At 71.4% G+C, this 18,150-nt stretch carries 16 protein-coding genes; 9 read left to right on the forward strand and 7 right to left on the reverse strand.

Annotated elements, in window-relative coordinates; all coding sequences use genetic code 11:
* Window positions 1–90: 90 nt before the first annotated feature.
* From PKE79_RS09695 to PKE79_RS09715, 5 genes are all read left to right on the forward strand, one after another.
* Window positions 91–486, forward strand: coding sequence for a fluoride efflux transporter FluC (locus tag PKE79_RS09695; protein WP_271173494.1), 396 nt, complete (start codon window positions 91–93; stop codon window positions 484–486).
* A complete protein-coding gene (locus PKE79_RS09700) occupies window positions 483–848 on the forward strand; it encodes a fluoride efflux transporter FluC (RefSeq protein ID WP_271173495.1) in 366 nt (121 codons plus the stop codon). The genes PKE79_RS09695 and PKE79_RS09700 overlap by 4 nt, the downstream gene beginning before the upstream one ends.
* A gap of 120 nt (window positions 849–968) precedes the next feature.
* Window positions 969–4,301, forward strand: a complete 3,333-nt coding sequence (locus tag PKE79_RS09705; protein WP_271173496.1) for an efflux RND transporter permease subunit — start codon at window positions 969–971, stop codon at window positions 4,299–4,301.
* A gap of 455 nt (window positions 4,302–4,756) precedes the next feature.
* Window positions 4,757–6,667 (forward strand): DEAD/DEAH box helicase, encoded by a 1,911-nt coding sequence (locus PKE79_RS09710; protein WP_271173497.1) that lies wholly within the window; start codon window positions 4,757–4,759, stop codon window positions 6,665–6,667.
* 65 nt (window positions 6,668–6,732) lie between these two features.
* Window positions 6,733–6,918 carry a hypothetical protein gene (locus PKE79_RS09715; RefSeq protein ID WP_271173498.1) on the forward strand — a complete coding sequence of 62 codons (186 nt, stop codon included), beginning with the start codon at window positions 6,733–6,735 and terminating at the stop codon, window positions 6,916–6,918.
* Between the two features lie 5 nt (window positions 6,919–6,923).
* On the opposite strand, the gene PKE79_RS09720 is transcribed toward PKE79_RS09715, so the two are convergent.
* Window positions 6,924–9,134, reverse strand: coding sequence for an MMPL family transporter (locus PKE79_RS09720; protein WP_271173499.1), 2,211 nt, complete (start codon window positions 9,132–9,134; stop codon window positions 6,924–6,926).
* A 168-nt stretch (window positions 9,135–9,302) separates the two neighbouring features.
* On the opposite strand from PKE79_RS09720, the gene PKE79_RS09725 reads away from it, so the two are divergent.
* The gene (locus tag PKE79_RS09725) at window positions 9,303–9,686 is read left to right on the forward strand and encodes a hypothetical protein (RefSeq protein ID WP_271173500.1); all 384 of its coding nucleotides are present in this window, start codon (window positions 9,303–9,305) and stop codon (window positions 9,684–9,686) included.
* Window positions 9,687–9,719: 33 nt separating this feature from the next.
* Here PKE79_RS09725 and PKE79_RS09730 read toward each other — a convergent pair whose 3' ends face one another.
* On the reverse strand, window positions 9,720–9,908 hold the full coding sequence (locus PKE79_RS09730; RefSeq protein ID WP_271173501.1) for a hypothetical protein: 189 nt from the start codon (window positions 9,906–9,908) through the stop codon (window positions 9,720–9,722).
* A 188-nt stretch (window positions 9,909–10,096) separates the two neighbouring features.
* Between PKE79_RS09730 and PKE79_RS09735 the strand changes: the two genes are divergently transcribed.
* Complete coding sequence (locus PKE79_RS09735) at window positions 10,097–10,615, forward strand: hypothetical protein (RefSeq protein WP_271173502.1); 519 nt, start codon at window positions 10,097–10,099, stop codon at window positions 10,613–10,615.
* A gap of 28 nt (window positions 10,616–10,643) precedes the next feature.
* On the opposite strand, the gene PKE79_RS09740 is transcribed toward PKE79_RS09735, so the two are convergent.
* Window positions 10,644–11,126: a hypothetical protein gene (locus PKE79_RS09740; RefSeq protein WP_271173503.1), complete on the reverse strand. Its 483-nt coding sequence runs from the start codon at window positions 11,124–11,126 to the stop codon at window positions 10,644–10,646.
* Window positions 11,127–11,677: 551 nt separating this feature from the next.
* Here PKE79_RS09740 and PKE79_RS09745 point away from each other — a divergent pair.
* Window positions 11,678–12,595, forward strand: coding sequence for an aldose 1-epimerase family protein (locus tag PKE79_RS09745; protein ID WP_271173504.1), 918 nt, complete (start codon window positions 11,678–11,680; stop codon window positions 12,593–12,595).
* A 4-nt stretch (window positions 12,596–12,599) separates the two neighbouring features.
* On the opposite strand, the gene PKE79_RS09750 is transcribed toward PKE79_RS09745, so the two are convergent.
* Complete coding sequence (locus PKE79_RS09750) at window positions 12,600–13,655, reverse strand: Rv2578c family radical SAM protein (protein ID WP_271173505.1); 1,056 nt, start codon at window positions 13,653–13,655, stop codon at window positions 12,600–12,602.
* Between the two features lie 106 nt (window positions 13,656–13,761).
* Here PKE79_RS09750 and PKE79_RS09755 point away from each other — a divergent pair, with 106 nt between their 5' ends.
* Complete coding sequence (locus PKE79_RS09755) at window positions 13,762–14,745, forward strand: M15 family metallopeptidase (RefSeq protein WP_271173506.1); 984 nt, start codon at window positions 13,762–13,764, stop codon at window positions 14,743–14,745.
* A 10-nt stretch (window positions 14,746–14,755) separates the two neighbouring features.
* Here PKE79_RS09755 and PKE79_RS09760 read toward each other — a convergent pair whose 3' ends face one another.
* The 3 genes from PKE79_RS09760 to PKE79_RS09770 are packed head-to-tail and all read right to left on the reverse strand — an operon-like array spanning window position 14,756 to window position 18,130.
* The gene (locus PKE79_RS09760; protein ID WP_271173507.1) at window positions 14,756–15,595 is read right to left on the reverse strand and encodes a siderophore-interacting protein; all 840 of its coding nucleotides are present in this window, start codon (window positions 15,593–15,595) and stop codon (window positions 14,756–14,758) included.
* Window positions 15,596–15,617: 22 nt separating this feature from the next.
* Window positions 15,618–16,430, reverse strand: a complete 813-nt coding sequence (locus tag PKE79_RS09765; RefSeq protein WP_374727763.1) for an energy-coupling factor transporter transmembrane component T — start codon at window positions 16,428–16,430, stop codon at window positions 15,618–15,620.
* On the reverse strand, window positions 16,427–18,130 hold the full coding sequence (locus PKE79_RS09770; protein ID WP_271173508.1) for an ABC transporter ATP-binding protein: 1,704 nt from the start codon (window positions 18,128–18,130) through the stop codon (window positions 16,427–16,429). Before PKE79_RS09770 ends, PKE79_RS09765 begins: the two co-directional genes overlap by 4 nt.
* Window positions 18,131–18,150 lie beyond the last annotated feature (20 nt).

An 18,150-nucleotide genomic window follows, 5' to 3' on the forward strand; every position in this document is an offset into this window, starting at 1 on the left:
AAGTCGCCGCGGAGCACCCTCCGCGGCGACTTTCGTGTGCCTGCGCGACGGGCACCCGCACACGTGCGTCGAGCCGGTAGTGTCTCGCTCGTGACGCGTGCACCCATCCGCTGGGAGCTGCTGCCCCTCGTCTGCGCGGGCGGCGCGATCGGCGTCGCCGCGCGTCACGTGCTGACGGCGCTCGTCCCGGACAGCTCCGTCGTCTGGATGACGGCCGTCATCAACGTGGTCGGATCGCTCCTGCTCGGGTTCGTCGCGGGCGTATGCGGTGCGCGGCATGCGCGATGGCGCGGTTTCCTCGGGACGGGCGTGCTGGGCGGCTTCACGACCTACAGCGCGTTCGCCGTTCAGGTCGCGGGCGCGACCGGCGGCCCGCAGATCGCGCTCGTGCTCGCCGGCTCTGCCCTGCTCGTGATCCTCGCGGTCGGGGCGGCGGTCGCGGGCCTCGTCGTCGGCGCACGCGTCGCGCGCGAGGCCGCAGCGTGACCCCCGGGCTCGTCGCGCTCGTCGCCCTGGCCGGCGGGATCGGCGCCGGCCTGCGCTGGCTCGTCGACGTGCTACTCTCGCGCGTCGTCCCGCGCGGCTTCCCCTGGGCCATCCTCGCGGTGAACGTGTCGGGTTCGCTCGCGCTCGGGGTGCTCACGGGTGCCGCGCTCGGATGGCCGTGGCTCGCGATCGCGGGGACGGGGCTGCTCGGCGGCTACACGACCTTCAGCACGGTGTCGCTCGACGCGGCGGCGTTCCTCCGCGAGGGCCAGGTGCGGAAGGCGCTTCTCGACGCGCTGGGGACCCTCGCGCTCTGCGTGGCGGCCGCCGCGGCCGGTGTCGCGATCGGTGCCCTGGTCTGATCAGGATCATCCCGTAGGTGGAGGCGCCGGTGCGCGCCGCGCTGAGAGAATGACGACGCGGATACAGGACCGTATCGGTCCGTCCGCTCCCGCGCCAGGCTCCACCAACGAGAGAGATCCGTGTCGAAGCTCGCCGTCCTCAGCCTCAAGAACCGCGCCCTCATCGCGCTCCTCACGATCTGCGCAGCCGTCTTCGGCGGGCTCTCGCTCACGAGCCTCAAGCAGGAGCTGATCCCGTCGATCGAGCTCCCGACGCTCGTCGTGATGACGACCTACCCCGGGGCATCGCCCGAGGTCGTGGAGTCCGATGTGTCGACGCCGATCGAGACGGCGGTGCAGGGCGTCGCGGGTCTCGAGTCGACCACGGCGACATCGACGACCGACGCGTCGATCGTGCAGGCGACGTTCGCCTACGGCTCGAACCTCGCGACGGCCGAGCAGAAGATGCAGCAGGCGATCAACCGCATCTCGAGCCAGCTGCCGGAGAACGTCGAGCCCCAGGTGCTGTCGGTCAGCATCGACGACCTGCCCGTCATCCAGGTCGCGGTCTCCGGTCTCGGCGAGGACGCGCAGGCGCAGCTCGAGAGCATCGCCATCCCCGACATCGAGGACGTCGACGGCGTCGGCTCGGCCGAGATCGTCGGAGGAACGGGCCAGCGCATCACGATCACCCCCGACGCCGAGGCGCTCGCGGCGAACGGCCTCACGCAGCAGGCGATCTCGGATGCGCTGCAGCAGAACGGCAACCTCTTCCCCGGCGGCGAGATCACGGAGGGCGACCGCACCCTCACAGTCCAGACCGGGGCGAAGATCGAGGATCTCGACACGCTGCGCGAGCTTCCCCTCGCCGCGGCCGCCGCCCCGACGGTCGACCCGACGACGGGGCAGCCGATCGTGCCGCCCGCGCTGACGATCGACGATGTGGCCGGCGTCGAGCAGACCGACGATCCGACCACCTCGCTGTCGCGCGTGAACGGCGAGGACGCGATCTCGATCTCGATCACGAAGCTGCCGGCGGCGAACACGGTCGAGGTGTCGGAAGGCGTGCAGGCGGTCATCGACGACCTGCGCGAGACCTTCCCCGACGCCGAGTTCACGATCGTGTTCGACCAGGCGCCGTACATCGTCGAGTCGATCGAGACGCTCGCGACGGAGGGACTGCTCGGCCTCGTCTTCGCCGTGCTCGTCATCCTCGTGTTCCTGCTGTCGATCCGCTCCACGATCGTCACGGCCATCTCCATCCCGACGAGCGTGCTCGTCACGTTCATCGGCATGCAGGCCTTCGGGTACTCGCTCAACATGCTCACGCTCGGCGCGCTCACGATCTCCATCGGGCGCGTGGTCGACGACTCGATCGTGGTGATCGAGAACATCAAGCGGCACTACGTGCGCGGCGCCGAGAAGGGCGCGGCCATCCGCCTCGCCGTCCGAGAGGTCGCGGGAGCCGTCACGGCGTCGACGATCACCACGGTTGCGGTGTTCCTGCCGATCGTGTTCGTGGGCGACATGGTCGGCGAGCTCTTCCGGCCGTTCGCGCTCACGGTCACGATCGCGATGAGCGCGTCGCTCCTCGTCGCGCTCACGATCGTGCCGGTGCTCGCGTACTGGTTCATGCGCCCGGGCAAGCCGCTGCTCGACGCGGAGGGGCGCCCGATCGACCCCGAGCATCCCGACGCTCCGCCGTCGCGACTGCAGCGTGCGTACCTTCCGGTGCTCGGATGGACCCTCCGGCACTCGGGCATCACCCTCGTGCTCGCCGTGCTGGTGCTCGTCGGCACGGTCGCGGCCGCGCCGCTCATGAAGGTGAACTTCCTCGGCGACTCGGGTCAGAACACGATGACCATCTCGCAGGACCTCGGCGACACGGCGAGCCTCGAGGCGAAGGATGCCGCGGCTCGCCAGGTCGAGGACGCGCTCGACGGGATCGACGGCATCGAGGCCGTGCAGGCCTCGATCGGCTCGAGTGGATCCGCGCTGTCCGACGCGTTCCGCGGGGGCGGCGGCGTCACCTACTCCGTCATGACCGAGGACGGCGTCGACCAGGAGGCTCTGCGCGCCGAGGTCGAGGAGGCCCTCGACGGGCTCGAGGGAGCCGGCGAGATCACTGTCGCCGGCTCGTCCGGATTCGGCTCGTCCGACATCGAGATCAGCGTCGAGGCGCCGACCTCCGACGCGCTCGCCGATGCCACCGCGGCGATCGTCGCCGAGCTCGAGGGGCGCGAAGGCGTCGGCACCGTGACGGACGACCTCGCATCGTCGCTGCCGTACATCGCCGTCGAGGTCGACCGCGCGGCCGCTGCCGAGGCCGGCCTCTCCGAGGCCGCCATCGGCTCGATCGTCTCGTCCGCGATGCAGCCGCAGCAGGCGGGCACGGTCGAGTTCGGCGACACCGCGCTGACGGTGTACATCGCCGCCGAGGACCCGCCCGCGACCGTCGAGGAGCTGCGCGATCTGGCCATCCCGACGGCCCGCGGCGTCGTGCCCCTCGAGGAGCTCGCCGTGATCGAGGAGAGCGAGGGCCCCGCCTCGATCACGACGGTCGGCGGACGCCGCACGGCCACGATCACGGTGCCGCCCTCCGTCGACGACCTTGCGGTCGCGACCGGCTCGGCCTCCGCCGCGATCGCCGCGGCCGACCTGCCCGACGGCGCAACCGCCTCGGTGGGGGGTGTGGCGGAGCAGCAGGCGGAGTCGTTCGCGCAGCTCGGCCTCGCCATGCTCGCGGCCATCCTCATCGTCTACGTCGTCATGGTCGCGACGTTCAAGTCGCTGCGGCAGCCCATCCTCCTCCTCGTCTCCGTCCCGTTCGCGGCGACCGGCGCCATCCTGCTGCAGGTCGTGACGGGCGTGCCCCTGGGCGTCGCCTCGCTCATCGGCGTGCTCATGCTCATCGGCATCGTCGTGACGAACGCGATCGTGCTCGTCGACCTCGTGAACCAGTACCGCGAGCGCGGGCTGTCTGCGCACGACGCGACGCTCGCGGGGGCGTCGATGCGTCTCCGGCCCATCCTCATGACCGCGCTCGCGACGATCTTCGCGCTCACGCCGATGGGCCTCGGGATCACCGGCCACGGCGGATTCATCTCGCAGCCGCTCGCGATCGTCGTGATCGGCGGCCTCGTCTCGTCGACCCTGCTCACGCTCATCGTGCTGCCCACGCTCTACAACCTCGTCGAGGGGGCGAAGGAGCGCCGTGCCGCCAAGCGCGCCGGCCGCGGCGGCTCGGACGGCGAAGGCACGGCCTCGGACGAGCCGACCGACGACGGGCCGGCTGACGGCGCCACGGCGGATGGCGGTGCGCAGGGCGGTCGCGGCGCGGCGGCTCCCGAGGTGCGCGCGGGGGAGCGGGTCGGTGCCCCGGTGTACGTCGCGCCGACGGCGACTCCGACCCAGACGGCGACGATCGCGGGCGGTCTGCCGGCGGCCTCGCCGGTGCAGCACCGACCGCAGTAGGTGGGGCGCGGGCGCGGCGGGGGCGGCGGGTTTCCGGTGTCGGGAATCGGATCGCTGGGGCTGGTGTGCGCGTGTCGTGCTCATGAGTCGACAGGGGCACCAGGGGTCCGATTCGAGTGACGGCGGGCTTGTGTCGGGAATCGGATCGCTGGGGCTGGTGTGCGCGTGTCGTGCTCATGAGTCGACAGGGGCACCAGGGGTCCGATTCGAGTGACGGCGGATGGCGTTGCCGGGCGGTTTCCCAGACCGGTCCGGTAGTGTCGTCCGGTCGGCTTCGGACACCGCGCGCTCAGCGCGGACGTTTTGGCAAGGTGTGAGTCCAGGGGCCGATGGTGAGCGTCGATCGACGCGCATGAACCATCACATGAATGGCCCCCGGCCGACGACTGTCCGGGTCTGCTCGCGCCTGCGTGCGTCGAGCGCTGTTCTCGTGCGAGAACCCGAAGGACACACCCATGCCCAAGAACAAGAAGCCCGCCGGCGGTCGTCCGGCTCAGAACTTCGACCCCCGCTACGCCAAGAAGAAGCCCGGCGGCCCCTTCCGCGGCAACGACGGTGCGTCTCGCGGCCCGCGTCGCGACGACGCGCGCCGTGCGCGTGACGGCGACCGCTTCGACCGCTCGTCGAGCGACCGCTTCGAGCGCCGCGACGACCGCGGTTTCGGTGGTCAGCGCCGTGAAGGCGGATACGCCGGTCAGCGTCGCGAGGGAGGTTACGAGCGTCGCGACGACCGCGGTTTCGGTGGTCAGCGCCGTGAAGGCGGATACGCCGGCCAGCGCCGCGAGGGAGGCTACGAGCGCCGCGAGGGTGGCATCAGTGGTCAGCGCCGTGAGGGCGGTTTCGCCGGTCGTGACAACGGTCAGCGTCGTGAGGGTGGCTTCGAGCGTCGCGAGGGCGGCTACGCCGGCCAGCGTCGCGACGGTGGCTTCGAGCGTCGCGACGGTGGCTTCGAGCGTCGCGAGGGTGGCTACGAGCGCCCCCGATTCAACCGCGACGACCGTACCGAGCGCCCGCGCTTCACCCGCGACGACCGCGCGCCCCGGACGGACCGCCCGTCGTTCCGCGACGACCGTCCGCGTCGGGACGAGCGCCCCGCGCGCTCGGACGCGCAGGAGCAGCAGATCGACGTCGTCCACGAGCGTCTCGAGGCCCAGGCGGTCCAGACGAGCGAGGCCGTCGACGTGTCGTTCGGCGAGCTCGGCCTCGGCGACAACATCGAGCGCGCTCTCGCCGAGCTCGGCGCGGCGAAGCCGTTCCCGATCCAGGCTGCGACCATCCCCCCGATCATCGAGGGCCGCGACGTCCTCGCTCGCGGACGCACGGGCTCGGGCAAGACCATCGCGTTCGGTGCACCGCTCGTCGAGCGCGTGCTCCGCTCGAAGGCCGGCCAGAAGCGCGAGTTCGGCCGCGCGCCGGTCGCGCTCATCCTCGCCCCGACGCGCGAGCTCGCCCTGCAGATCGACCGGACCATCCAGCCGATCGCGCGCAGCGTCGGCCTCTTCACGACGCAGATCTACGGCGGCGTGCCGCAGGCCCGCCAGGTGGGCGCGCTGAAGAAGGGCGTCGACATCATCATCGGCACTCCCGGGCGCATGGAGGATCTGCACGCGCAGGGCAAGCTCGACCTCTCGCAGATCAGCATCGCCGTCCTCGACGAGGCCGACCACATGTGCGAGCTCGGCTTCCTCGAGCCCGTTCAGCGTCTCCTCCGTCTCACGGCCGACGGATCGCAGAAGCTGCTGTTCTCGGCCACGCTCGACCGCGAGGTCGCCGCGCTCGTCGACGAGTTCCTCGTCGAGCCGTCGGTCTACGAGGTCGCCGGCGAGACGCAGGACTCGGGCACGATCGACCACCGCGTGCTCGTGATCGACCAGCGCAGCAAGGGCGAGATCCTCGAGACGCTCGTCGACCGCGAGGGCAAGACGCTCGTCTTCTCGCGCACCCGCGCCTACGCCGAGCAGCTCGTCGAGCAGTTCGAAGACGCGGGCCTCACGGCCGTCGCCCTCCACGGCGACCTGAACCAGGCCAAGCGCACGCGCAACATCGAGAAGTTCTCGAAGGGTCGCGCGCAGGTGCTCGTCGCGACGGATGTCGCCGCGCGCGGAATCCACGTCGACGACGTCGATCTCGTGGTCCAGGCCGACGCGCCGACGGAGTACAAGACGTACCTGCACCGCGCGGGCCGCACAGGTCGTGCCGGCCGCGAGGGCCGTGTCGTCACGCTCATCACGCGGATGCGCCAGCGCCGCATGAGCGAGCTGCTCGAGCGGGCCGAGATCGACGCGCCCTTCGACCAGGTGCGCCCCGGCGACGACCTCCTCGAGGAGCTCGCGGGCGCCCCGACCGCGGAGCAGCTGACCGCTTAGTCCCGTATGCGCGGAACGGCCCCGTCGCTCGACGGGGCCGTTTCGCGTGCGCCTATGTTGGGAGCATGGACGTCAACGGATGGCTCGCCGGCGGCGGGGGCTGGTTCACGCTCGCGCTCGTCAACGCCGGCCTCGCCGAGCAGAAGAACCGCACCCGACTGGGATGGTTCCTCGGCTCGCTCCTCATCGGCCCGATCGCGACGTTCCTCATCGTCGTCATGGCTCCCGCGGAGCGCGTCCAGCCCGGCTAACGACCTCACCGCTCGCCGCGGCTGAGCTTCGACGGCCACCAGACGGCACGGCCGATGTCGTATGCGAGCGCCGGCACGAGCAGCGACCGGACGACGAACGTGTCGAGCAGGACGCCGAACGCGACGATGAACGCGAGCTGCACGAGGAACAGCACCGGGATCACCGACAGCGCCGTGAACGTCGCCGCGAGCACGAGGCCCGCCGACGTGATGACGCCGCCCGTGATCGCGAGACCGCGCAGGACGCCGTCGCGGGTCCCGTGCGCGAGCGACTCCTCGCGCACGCGCGTCATGAGGAAGATGTTGTAGTCGATGCCGAGCGCGACGAGGAAGACGAACCCGTAGAGCGGCACCGCGGGGTCGGCGCCCGGGAAGCCGAGGAGCTCGTTGAAGACGAGCGCCGAGACGCCCATCGCCGTTCCGAACGACAGCACGGTCGTGAGGATGAGCAGCACGGGCGCGAGGATGGCGCGCAGCAGCAGCATGAGGATCACGAGGATGACCGCGAGGATCACCGGGATGATGAGGTTGCGGTCGTGGATCGAGGCGTCGTTCGTGTCGACGTCGGTCGCCGTGACGCCTCCGACGAGCGCACCCGGAACGGCGTCCGCGAGGGCCGCGCGCAGGTCGCGCACCGTCTGCTCCGCATCGGCCGAGTCGGCGGCATCCGCGAGCGTCCCCTGGAGCAGCACATCGCCATCCGCCACCGTCGGCGCGGGCGCGGGTGTTCCGGGAGGGCCGAATGCCGAGACGCCGTCCTCCGTGACGGGCGCCGTGCCGCTGTCGGTGTCGGCCGACACGGCCACGCCGTCGATCCCGTCTTCGGCGAGGAGCACGTCGGCCGCGGCCTGCAGGTCGTCCTCCGCGACGACGACGTACACGGGGCTGCCCGAGCCCGCCGCGAAGTGCTCGCCCAGCACCGCCTGCCCGTCGCGCGCCTCGGACGAGCCGAGCACGAGCTCGGACTGCGGCACGCCCGACGCCTGGAACTGGGTGAAGCCGAGCGATCCCGCCGCGAGGACGAGCGCCGTGACGATCCAGATGAGCCGCGGGCGGCGTTCGACGAGACGCGAGATACGCGCCCACACGCCCCGGGATGGCGTCCCGGCAGACGGCGCGTTCGGCGCGTAGACCGGTCGGCGCGGCCAGAACGATGCGCGCCCGAAGACGTAGAGCAGCGCCGGCAGGAGCGTGAGCGCCGACAGCATCGCGAAGACGATGCCGATCGCGGCCACCGGGCCCAGGGTGCTGTTCGATTTGAGGTCGCTCAGGAGGAGGCAGAGCAGCCCGGCGATCACGGTGCCGCCCGAGGCGAGGATGGGCTCGAACGAGCCGCGCAGCGCGCGCATCGACGCGGTCCAGCGGCGCTCCTCGCGGATGAGCTCGTCGCGGTAGCGCGCGACGTAGAGCAGCGAGTAGTCGGTCGCGGCGCCGATCACCAGGATGAAGAGGATGCCCTGCGTCTGGCCGCTCAGCAGCAGGACGCCCGCCTTCGCGAGCCACCACACCGTGAGCAGCGCGACGCAGAGGGCGAAGAGGCTCGTCGACAGCACCGCGAGGGGGAGCAGGAGCGATCGGTAGACGATCACGAGGATGACGAGCACGGCGAGCAGGGCGACGAGCAGCAGGATGCCGTCGATGCCTGCGAACGCCGTCACGAGGTCGTTCGAGAAGCCCGCCGGGCCCGTGATGTGGACCTCGACCCCGTCCGGGAGTCCGTCGCGGAGCGTGCTCCCGAGCTCGGAGATCGCCTCCCCGAGATCGGCCTCCGACGACACGGGCACGAACGCCTGCGCCGCGAGCTCGTCTTCCGAGGGGATGGCCGGCGACACCTCGTCGACGGCGGGCAGGTCGGCCGCGGCGGCGAGCCGGTCGTCGATCGCGGCGAGGGCATCGCCGTCGAGGGGCTCATCCGACGAGAACACGACGACGGCGGGGATCGCGTCGCCGTCCGTGAAGTCGGACAGGCGCTGCTGCACGGCGGTCGCGTCGGCGCTCTCCGGCAGGTACGTCGTCTGGTCGTTCGATGAGACCTCGTCGACCTTGCCGAAGTACGGCCCGCCGATGGATGCGGCGGCGAACCAGACGAGGATGAGCACTGAGGGGAGGAGGATGCGCAGCCAGCGCGGTGCACGGGGGCGGCTGCCGTCCTGCGGCCTCACCGTCTGGACCCGGGGTGCGGAGGGAAGGGCTGCGGGCGTGCGGCGGTCGCGCATGGAGCTCCTGTTCGGCGAAAGTCTTTAGCCAGGCTAGCAAACTCCGTCGGCCGGCGAGCGCGGTCATTTGGCCCTATGCCACGATGGTGCTGGTCCGTTTGGGGGGACCGTCGTAATCCGCATCGATGGGATGGATCATTGTGAAGAGGACGATCCCGGCGCGCGCCGTTGTCACGACCGCTGCCTGAACAGGAGGCGCTTGCGGTTCCCGACGGCGTGTACTACGCCGTCTTCGACGACCAAGGCGAACCAGGCACCCCGCTGTCGCAGCGCGGGATCTTCACGACGTGGACGTTCGAGGGAGCCGCCGTCGACTTCGGGGAATTCGAATGCACCGAGGAGCGTCCGCTGTTCGAGCGATCGGGGGAGATCGTCGGGCAGAGCGTCCGTTGGAACAGCTATGACGGCGAGACGCCGATTCTCACGCCTCACGAAGACGGGAGCGTGGGCGTCGAGGACATGTACGACACCTTCGTCCTCTTCCCCGACGGCTCACCCGAGGCAGACGATGTGAAGGCACGCGTCGCGGCGAATCCCGCCTGCGCCGGGTGACGACCGCCGCACCGAACGAGGCCTATCGGAGTTCTACTCGGCGCCGTTCGGCTCCGGGGAGCCGGCTTTCTGCTCGGCCTGTTCGCGTTCCCACTTCTCACGCTGGGCGGCGGCGAGTTTGGTCTCCCAGTCGGGGTCCTCTCCGTCGATGCCGAATTCGTCGAGAGTCTTCTCCCAGGCCATGAACTCGTCGAGCCACTCGTTGTCCTGCGCGTCACTCATCTCGGCTATCCCTGTCCGTCTAAAAGGCGCTGCCGTCGGGAGGCTACACGGTATCGCAGAGGGGTGGCCAGGCCCTCGGATTCGGCGAAGGTACCCGGTGAGCGCGTTCATGGCATCGATCGCCTATGCCAGGATGGTGCTGGTCCGTTTGGGGGGACCGTCGTAATCCGCATTGACGGGATGGATCCATGCTGAAGAGGACGATCGCGGCGCGCGCCGCTGTCACAACCGCTGCCGTGCTCGGCCTGACTTTCGCCGTCGCCGCGTGCGCGCCGTCGGCGCCGTCTGTTGAGCCGTCCGCCGAGGCCGAGCCTACCCATGCCCCGGAGACTCCCCGGGCCACGGAGCCTGAGACGGTGCGGGTGCCGGACGGCCTCTACTATGCGCTCTACGACAACCACGATGACCCCGACAGCCCGCTGTCTCGTCTCGGACGCTACGAGACTTGGACGTTCGATGGCCCCACGATCGTTGTCGATGAGTTCGAGTGCGCCGCAAAGTCAGGGAGCGAAATCGGCGAGGTCGTCAATGACCAGGTCCAGTGGGAGGACGACTACGTCGACTCGCCGCGGATCATGCTGAACGAAGACGGGACAGCGCACGTCGAGTCGGAAGGGTACTACGCCCTCACACTCTTCCCGGACGGGGCGCCCGAAGCAGAGGATCTCAAGGCCCGGGTCGAGACCCATTCAGAGTGCGCGGGCTGACGCGAGCATCGACGAACTGCGCGGCGCGTCAGAGGTTCTTCAACCGCTCGGCGTCGTACTCGGCGATCGTCTCGGGTGGGCGCCCTCTGCGGGGCGCGTGGCGGTCGATGTAGTCGAGCACCGCCCATTCAGCCGCCTGCGTCAGGCGCGAGCGGCTCATAATGATGATCACGATGAGCGCGGCAACGGTATTCGCGATCGCGTAGGCCGCGATGGCGATCACAACGAGGACGTGAGGTGAACCCGTTCCGAGCCACCACGCCGCGGCGGCGCACGCGCCGAGATTGACGAGGACGGCGGCGAGGTAGGCGTCGAGCAGGTCGTCCAACGGAGCCAGTTGAGTCGGAATGCACCGTGCCCGCAGCGCGGTGCGTATGCGACGCGGCATCAGTGCGCTGGCTATGACGATGAGCGTGCGAGTGCCCATGTCGACGAAGCCGGCTCGCCACCTCGCCGCCGAGCGCCACCATCCCGCTGGGAAGTCGTCACGGACGTCCTGACGGAAGCCCACGTCACGTCATCTCCGGCGATCTCGCGCGGCGCGGCGCGTGAGCGGAGCCGGCGCTGGTGTGGCGGTCGGGCTCGGCGCCGCAGTGGGAGGCTGCGCCGGTGTGCTCGCTGGCGGCATCGCGTGTGCCGGCGGTACCGGTGCCGGCGGGCGCGCCGGAACGGCCGCCCTGGTTGGAACGGGGCGTGCCGCAGCTGGCGGGGGTGTCGGAACGGGGTTGGACACCCGTGACGCGCTCGGTCTGCTGAGGGACATGCGCGGCGGAGCGGGTACGGCCGTCGCCGGTTGCGGCGCGGCCGCTGACGGCTCGCGCTGAAGCGAAAGCCGAGTGCGAGCGCATGACTCGCTTCCCCTGACTTGTCGCGCGCTCAATCTACCCCATTCGAGAGAGACGCGAATGGCTATCGAATTGACCACCGGTCGATTCGCATAGGGCAGTCCGACGCGATCTGCTTCGATCGAGTGCCGCCAGCGAGCCGCGCCGCCGGGCACGGATGGCCGCGGAGCGCGATACTGGGGGAGGCGGCGGACGGCCGCGGAAGCAGGGAGCGACGATGAAGCGAATCGATCCGACCGGCGAGCAGGTCGTTCTCCGGGCCCAGGGCGATCTGGGCGAGGTCACGGCGCAGATCGCGCAGGTGGGAGCGTCGCTGCGCGCGCTCACCGTCGGTGGCGTCGACCTGATGGCGCGGTACCCGGAAGGCGAGCGCACGCCGTCGGCGTCGGGCATCGTGCTCGTGCCATGGCCGAACCGCATCCGCGACGGACGCTGGTCGCAGCGCGGCGCCACGGAGCAGCTCGGCATCTCCGAGCCGAAGTACGGCAACGCGAGCCACGGGCTGCTCCGCTTCGCGCCGTACGAGATCGTCGCGGGCGACGCCGAGGCGACGCTGTCGGCCGTCGTCTATCCCCAGACCGGCTACCTGTTCACCCTCGCCACGAGCGTGACCTACACCCTGGTCGACGACGGGCTCGCGGTGACGCACCGCATCCGGAATGCGGGAGATGGCGAGGCGCCCGTCGCGCTCGGCACTCACCCGTTCTTCGAGATCGGCGGCGTCGACACGGCGGATCTCGTCATCGCTGCGCCGGGGACGACCTGGTTCGAGGTGGACGACCGGATGCTGCCCGTCGCCGAGCACGACGTCGACGACGCGACAGACCTCCGCGGCGGTGTCCGCCTCGGCGACGTCGCGCTCGATCGCGCGTACGGCGACGTCGTGCGAGGGGAGGACGGGCTCGCCCGCACCACTCTGACCGCACCCGACGGGCGCACGCTCACCGTGTGGCAGGACGAGAGCTTCGGCTTCGTGCAGGTCTTCACGACGGAGAACTACCCCGGGCGCGATCTGGCCGTCGCGATCGAGCCGATGACCGCCCCCGCCGACGCCTTCAACTCCGGTCGAGCGCTCACGTGGCTCGCACCCGGCGAGGAGTGGGTTCTGCGATGGGGCGTGTCGTACTCGGGGTGAGCCCTCAGAACAGCGTGGGCGCCGCCGCCGGAGCCGAGCGCGTCTCGATGAACCGCGGTGCCGCGCGCGGCGTGACGCGTGTGCGCGGGGGCTCGTCCTCCTCGGCATAGCCGTTCAGTCCGTGCGCGCGGATGAGCGGGCGGATGCGCTGTGCGAGCCACGTGCGGTACCCCTTCGGTGCCTCGACGGACGCCCCGGGATAGAACCCGCGATACGCGGGGACGAGGTCGGGATGCTCGCGCTGCAGCCACTGGAAGAACCACGGCTTGACGCCGGGCCGCAGATGAAGCGCGCCGTACACGACCCGGTGCGCTCCCGACGCCTTCACGCGCGCGAGCGCATCGTCGAGCGCTTCGACCGAGTCGCTGAGGTGCGGCACGATCGGCATGAGGAAGACCTGCACCCGGAATCCGAGGTCGGCCGCCGCGCGGACCGTGTCGAGCCGCGCCTGCGCCGAGGGCGTCCCCGGCTCGATCGCGTGCTGGAGCGCATCGTCGTAGACGGCGATCGACATCGCGAGCGAGATGTCGACATCCGCTCTGCGCCTCGCGAGCTGCGGGAGATCCCGCCGCAGCAGCGTGCCCTTGGTGAGGATCGAGAACGGCGTCCCCGAGTCCGCGAGCGCATCGATGATGTCGGGCATGAGCCGGTAGCGCCCCTCCGCTCGCTGGTACGGGTCGGTGTTCGTGCCGAGCGCGACGTGCTCGCGCTGCCACGACGGGCGGGAGAGCTCGCGGCGCAGCACCTCTGCGACATTCACCTTCACGACGATCTGGGAGTCGAAGTCGCGCCCGGCGTCGAGCTCGAGGTACTCGTGGGTTCCGCGAGCGAAGCAGTACACGCAGGCATGGCTGCAGCCCCGGTACGGGTTGATCGTCCAGTCGAACGGCATCGAGCTCGGCCCGGGAACGTGGTTCAGCGCCGACTTGGCCATCACCTCGTGGAACGTCATCCCCGCGAACTCGGGTGTGGTGACGGTCCGCACTCCGGCGTCGACGCGGTCGAGACCGGGGAGTGCCGATGCTTCCATGGCACCCAGACGCTGCCCCTGCCACCTCATCCCTCCATAGAACAGATATCCGAAAATGCTGTCAAGTCCATACTGGACAGAAGTTCGATCCGGGGAGTCGGAGGATCGTCAGGGTCGGGTCCGCGACAATGGGGGCATGACGAACGGGCGCTATGCACGGCGCCGCGGGCTCGTCGCGCGACATGCGGCGCGGCCGCCGCGGCTGCTCTCGGGGCGCGGCCTCGTCGTGCTCGCGACCGCAGCGGGCGTCGTCGCCGCGTGCGTCCTGGGTGCCGTCTGGTCGGTCGCCCACGACGAGCGCCCCGCGCACGCGTCGTCCGTGCATACGGCGTCGCCCGCGCCCGTCGAGACGCCTCCCGGCTCGATCGAGTCGCTGCCGGTGCCGCAGTTCGAGGTGGTCGTCGCGGAGGATCCGTGCCAGTCGCCCGCGGCAGCGGCGGCCGGAGACGCCGCCGCGGTCATCGCCGCGTTCGGCGGAGCGGAGGAGTTCCGCGCGGCGGCGGCGGAGGGCGCCTCGTGCATCCGCCTCGACGACCCGACGCAGCCCTGGGTCGTCGTGAACAAGCAGCGGCCCGTGAACCCGATCGACTACGCCCCCGAGGTGATGGTGCCCGCGGGCACGCGGAGCCTCGTCGGCGGCGGCCTGCGGCCGGATGCGGCCGCCGCTCTCGACGCGCTCGTGGCGGATGCCGCCGCATCGGGCGCGGGGGACGTGGCGCTCCAGAGCGGGTACCGCTCGTATCAGACCCAGGTCAGCACGTTCCAGGGGCAGATCGGCGCGCTCGGAGAGGAGGGCGCCGAGGCGATCTCCGCGCGCCCGGGCTTCAGCGAGCACCAGCTCGGTCTCGCCGCCGACGTCGTGGCCTGCACGTCGGGCGGCTGCGGCACGATCTACGACATCGCCGGCACGCCGCAGGGCGACTGGATCGTCGAGAACGCGTGGCGGCACGGCTGGATCGTCCGCTACGAGAGCGGGCACACCGACACGACCGGCTACAACCCGGAGCCGTGGCACCTGCGCTACATCGGAGTCGAGCTCGCGCAGGCCTACCACGAGGGCGGCTACCACACGCTCGAGGAGTTCTTCGGGCTCCCCGCTGCGCCCGACTACGCCGACTGAGCGGCCTCGGTCACCCGCCCGCGCCGGCCCCGACCCGCCAGTATCCGCAGAAGCCGATATCGGCCTTGTCGACGCCGCGCTCGTGGACGAGGAGCCGTCGCGCGCCGGTGGCGAGCTGCTGCTCCCCGACGAGGAAGGCGTGGAAGCGCTCGGCCGGGAGCGCGGCATCGCGCAGCGCCGCAAGGGCGGCGGCGCCCGGACGGGCGTGCGGATCCTCGCGGATGACCCAGTGCACGGCGACTCCCTCGGGGTGCGCGAACGGGAGCGCGTCGTCGTGCGATGGCACCTCGATGATCGCGAGGCCGGTCGCGTCGGCGGGGAGCGATGCGCAGATGCCCGCGATCGCCGGCGCCCCCGTCTCATCCGAGACGAGCACCACGCGATCGGTGCCGCGCTCGGGATGGAAGACGAGGCCCTCGTCGATGATCGCGACGTCCTCGCCCGGCTGCGCGGCGACCGCCCAGCTCGGCGCAGGGCCCATCGAGCCGTCCGGAGCCTCGTGCACGACGAAGTCGACGTCCAGCTCGGCGCCCGCCGCGCCATCCGCCGGGCGGAACGCGCGCACGGTGTAGCTGCGCATCGCGGGCCGCATCCCCTCGGGGATCCGCAGGAACTTCAGGTACCCGAAGAGGCGGTTCGCCTTCGCGGGCACCCGCTCGAGCCCCGCCTCCCCGTGCACGGGGAGGAAGATCCGGAACCACTGGTCGTAGCCCATCGGGCGGAAGCGCGCGATGTCGCCGCCGCCGAGGGTGACGCGCATCCAGTGCGGGGAGAGTCGCTGCGTGCGCAGCACGGTCAGGCGCAGCAGCTCCTGCGTCTCGGGCTTCACGAGTCGGCTGGCGACGGCCATGGCGTTCCTTCGGGTCGGGGCGTCAGCCGAACGGGCGGATGAGCGCGATGAGCAGGGCGGTGCACGCCCAGAAGGCGAGGACGAAGACGGTGTCGCGGGTGCGCCAGAGCACGACGTGCCGCTCGGTGCGCGTGGGATGGGCGCCGAACGCGCGCGCATCCATGGCCAGAGCGACGCGCTCGGCATGCCGGATGGCTCCCGCGAGCAGCGGCACGATGGTGCCGAGTCCGCGTCGCACGGCCGCGAGCGGGCCCCGGCCGCCGTGGTGCCCGCGCACGCGGTGGGCCGCGCGGATGAGCTCGAGCTCGTGCCGGAACCGGGGCACGAACCGGTACGCGGCGAGCGCTGCGTAGCCGATGCGGTACGGCAGCCGGAGCGTCCGGATCGCGGCGCGCACGAGATCGGGCCCCTCGGTCGTCGCGCCGCCGATGAGCGCGAGGGCGAGGAGCGCCGCGAGACGCAGCGACGTCGCGAAGCCGACGGCCAGCGCTCCCGCGTGCAGCCGCCATCCGCCGATCTCCGCGACGACGGGCGTCCCCGCGACACTCGCGGCGTCGGTCCAGATCGAGAACCCCGCGCCGACCGCGAGCACCACCGTGGGCAGGGCGACGCCGAGCAGGAGCGCGACGCGCCGCGTGAGGCGGGCGCCCGCGAGGATGAGCGCGCACGCGAGCGCGAGGAAGGCGGCGGGAGTCGCGAGGTCGCGGCTCAGCAGTACGATCGCCATCGCCGGCAGCGGGGCGGCGATCTTCGCGAGCGGATTCAGGGCGAGGAGGGGAGGGCGGCGGCGGACGGATGGCGCGGTGCGCGCAACCGAGGACGAGGCGATCGTCACGCGGGCACCTCCGCCTCGAGCGCGGCCGCTGCCGCGGGGTGCGCTGCGAGCACGCGCCGCAGGGGCGGCGGGCGCAGACCGGCGCGCGCGAGCAGCCCCGCGTCGTCGAGCGCATCCGCTGCCGCGCCGAACCCGACGACCGTGCCGTCGGCGACGACGGCGACGTGCGTCGCGTGCTGCTCGACGACGGAGAGGTCGTGCGTCACGATGACGACGGTCGTGCCCGCCTCGTGCAGGCGCGTGAGGATGGCGAGCAGCTCCTCGGCGCGTGCGCGGTCCTGGCCGAAGGTCGGCTCGTCGAGCACGAGCACGCTGGGCGCCGTGATGAGGGCGGTCCCGACGGACAGGCGCCGCTTCTGGCCGCCGGAGAGGCGGAACGGGTGCGCGTCGGCATGCGCGGTCAGGCCGAAGCGCTCGAGCATGTCGCCGACGCGCTCTCGGATCTCGGGCTCGGGAACCCGCCGGATGCGCAGCCCGTGCGCGAGCTCGTCGAAGACCGTGTGCGCGATGAACTGGTGCTCGGGGTTCTGGAAGACGAAGCCCACCCGCGCAGAGATCTCGCGTGCCGACGCGCGCCCGACATCGAGGCCCTGCACGCTCACACTCCGCTTCGGCGGGGCGACGACGCCCGCGATCGCCTGCACGAGCGTGGTCTTGCCTGCGCCGTTCGGGCCGACGACGGCCGTGAACGACCCCGCGGGAAGATCGAGATCGACGTCGCGGATGGCGACGGCGCGGCCCAGGCGGACGGTGAGACCGCGCACGCTCACGGCGGTGCCGCGAGCCTCGACACCTCGGGTGGTCGCGGCGGGGGACGGTGCGATGCCCGACGGCGGCTCCTGCCCGTTGAGCGCCGATGCGAGCTCATCGGGAGTGAGCGGCAGGGCGTCGAACCGCCATCCCTGCCGCTCGAGGCGGCGTGCCGCGATGAGAGCGGACGGGAGCCAGACGCCCATCCGCTCGAGTGCGTCGACCCGCGTGCGCAGGACCTCGACCACCGGTCCGTCGAACGCGAGCCGGCCGGAGGCATCGAGCACGATCGCGCGCGTCGCGAAGGCGACCGCGGCGTCGAGATCGTGCTCGATGAGCACGATCGCCCGGTCTCCGGCGGACACGAGATCGTGCAGCGCCTCGTAGACGTCGGCGACGCCCTGCGGATCGAGGTTCGCGGTCGGCTCGTCCAGGACGACGACGTCGGCGCGCGCCGCGAGTGCGCACGCGATCGCGAGGCGCTGGCGACCGCCGCCCGAGAGGGCATCGGGGTCGAGGTCGCGCTGCTCCCACAGCCCGACGCGGCGCAGGGCCGCCTCGGAGCGGGAGAGCACCTCGTCGACGGGGAGCAGGAGGTTCTCGAGGGTGAACGCGACCTCGTCGAGCACGGTCGCGGTGACGATCTGGGCGTCGGGATCCTGGAACACGATGCCCACGCGCGTGCTGAGCCGGGCCGGCGAGCTGTCGCGGGTGTCGATGCCGTCGACCTCGACCGTGCCGGCGAGCTCGGCGTCGATCGCGTGCGGGATGAGCCCGTCGAGCGTGAGCGCGAGCGTCGACTTGCCCGAGCCGCTCGGTCCGAGGACGAGCAAGACCTCGCCGCGCCGGACCTCGAACGTCACGCCGTCGGGTGCGCGTCGCTCGCTTTCCGGATAGGCGACCGAGACCTCGCGCACGCGCAGGAGCGTCTCGTCGTCGGCGGGGGTCACCCCACCAATTTAGCCTTACC

The sequence above is a fragment of the Microbacterium barkeri genome, from assembly GCF_027921765.1.
Classification (GTDB): domain Bacteria; phylum Actinomycetota; class Actinomycetes; order Actinomycetales; family Microbacteriaceae; genus Microbacterium; species Microbacterium barkeri.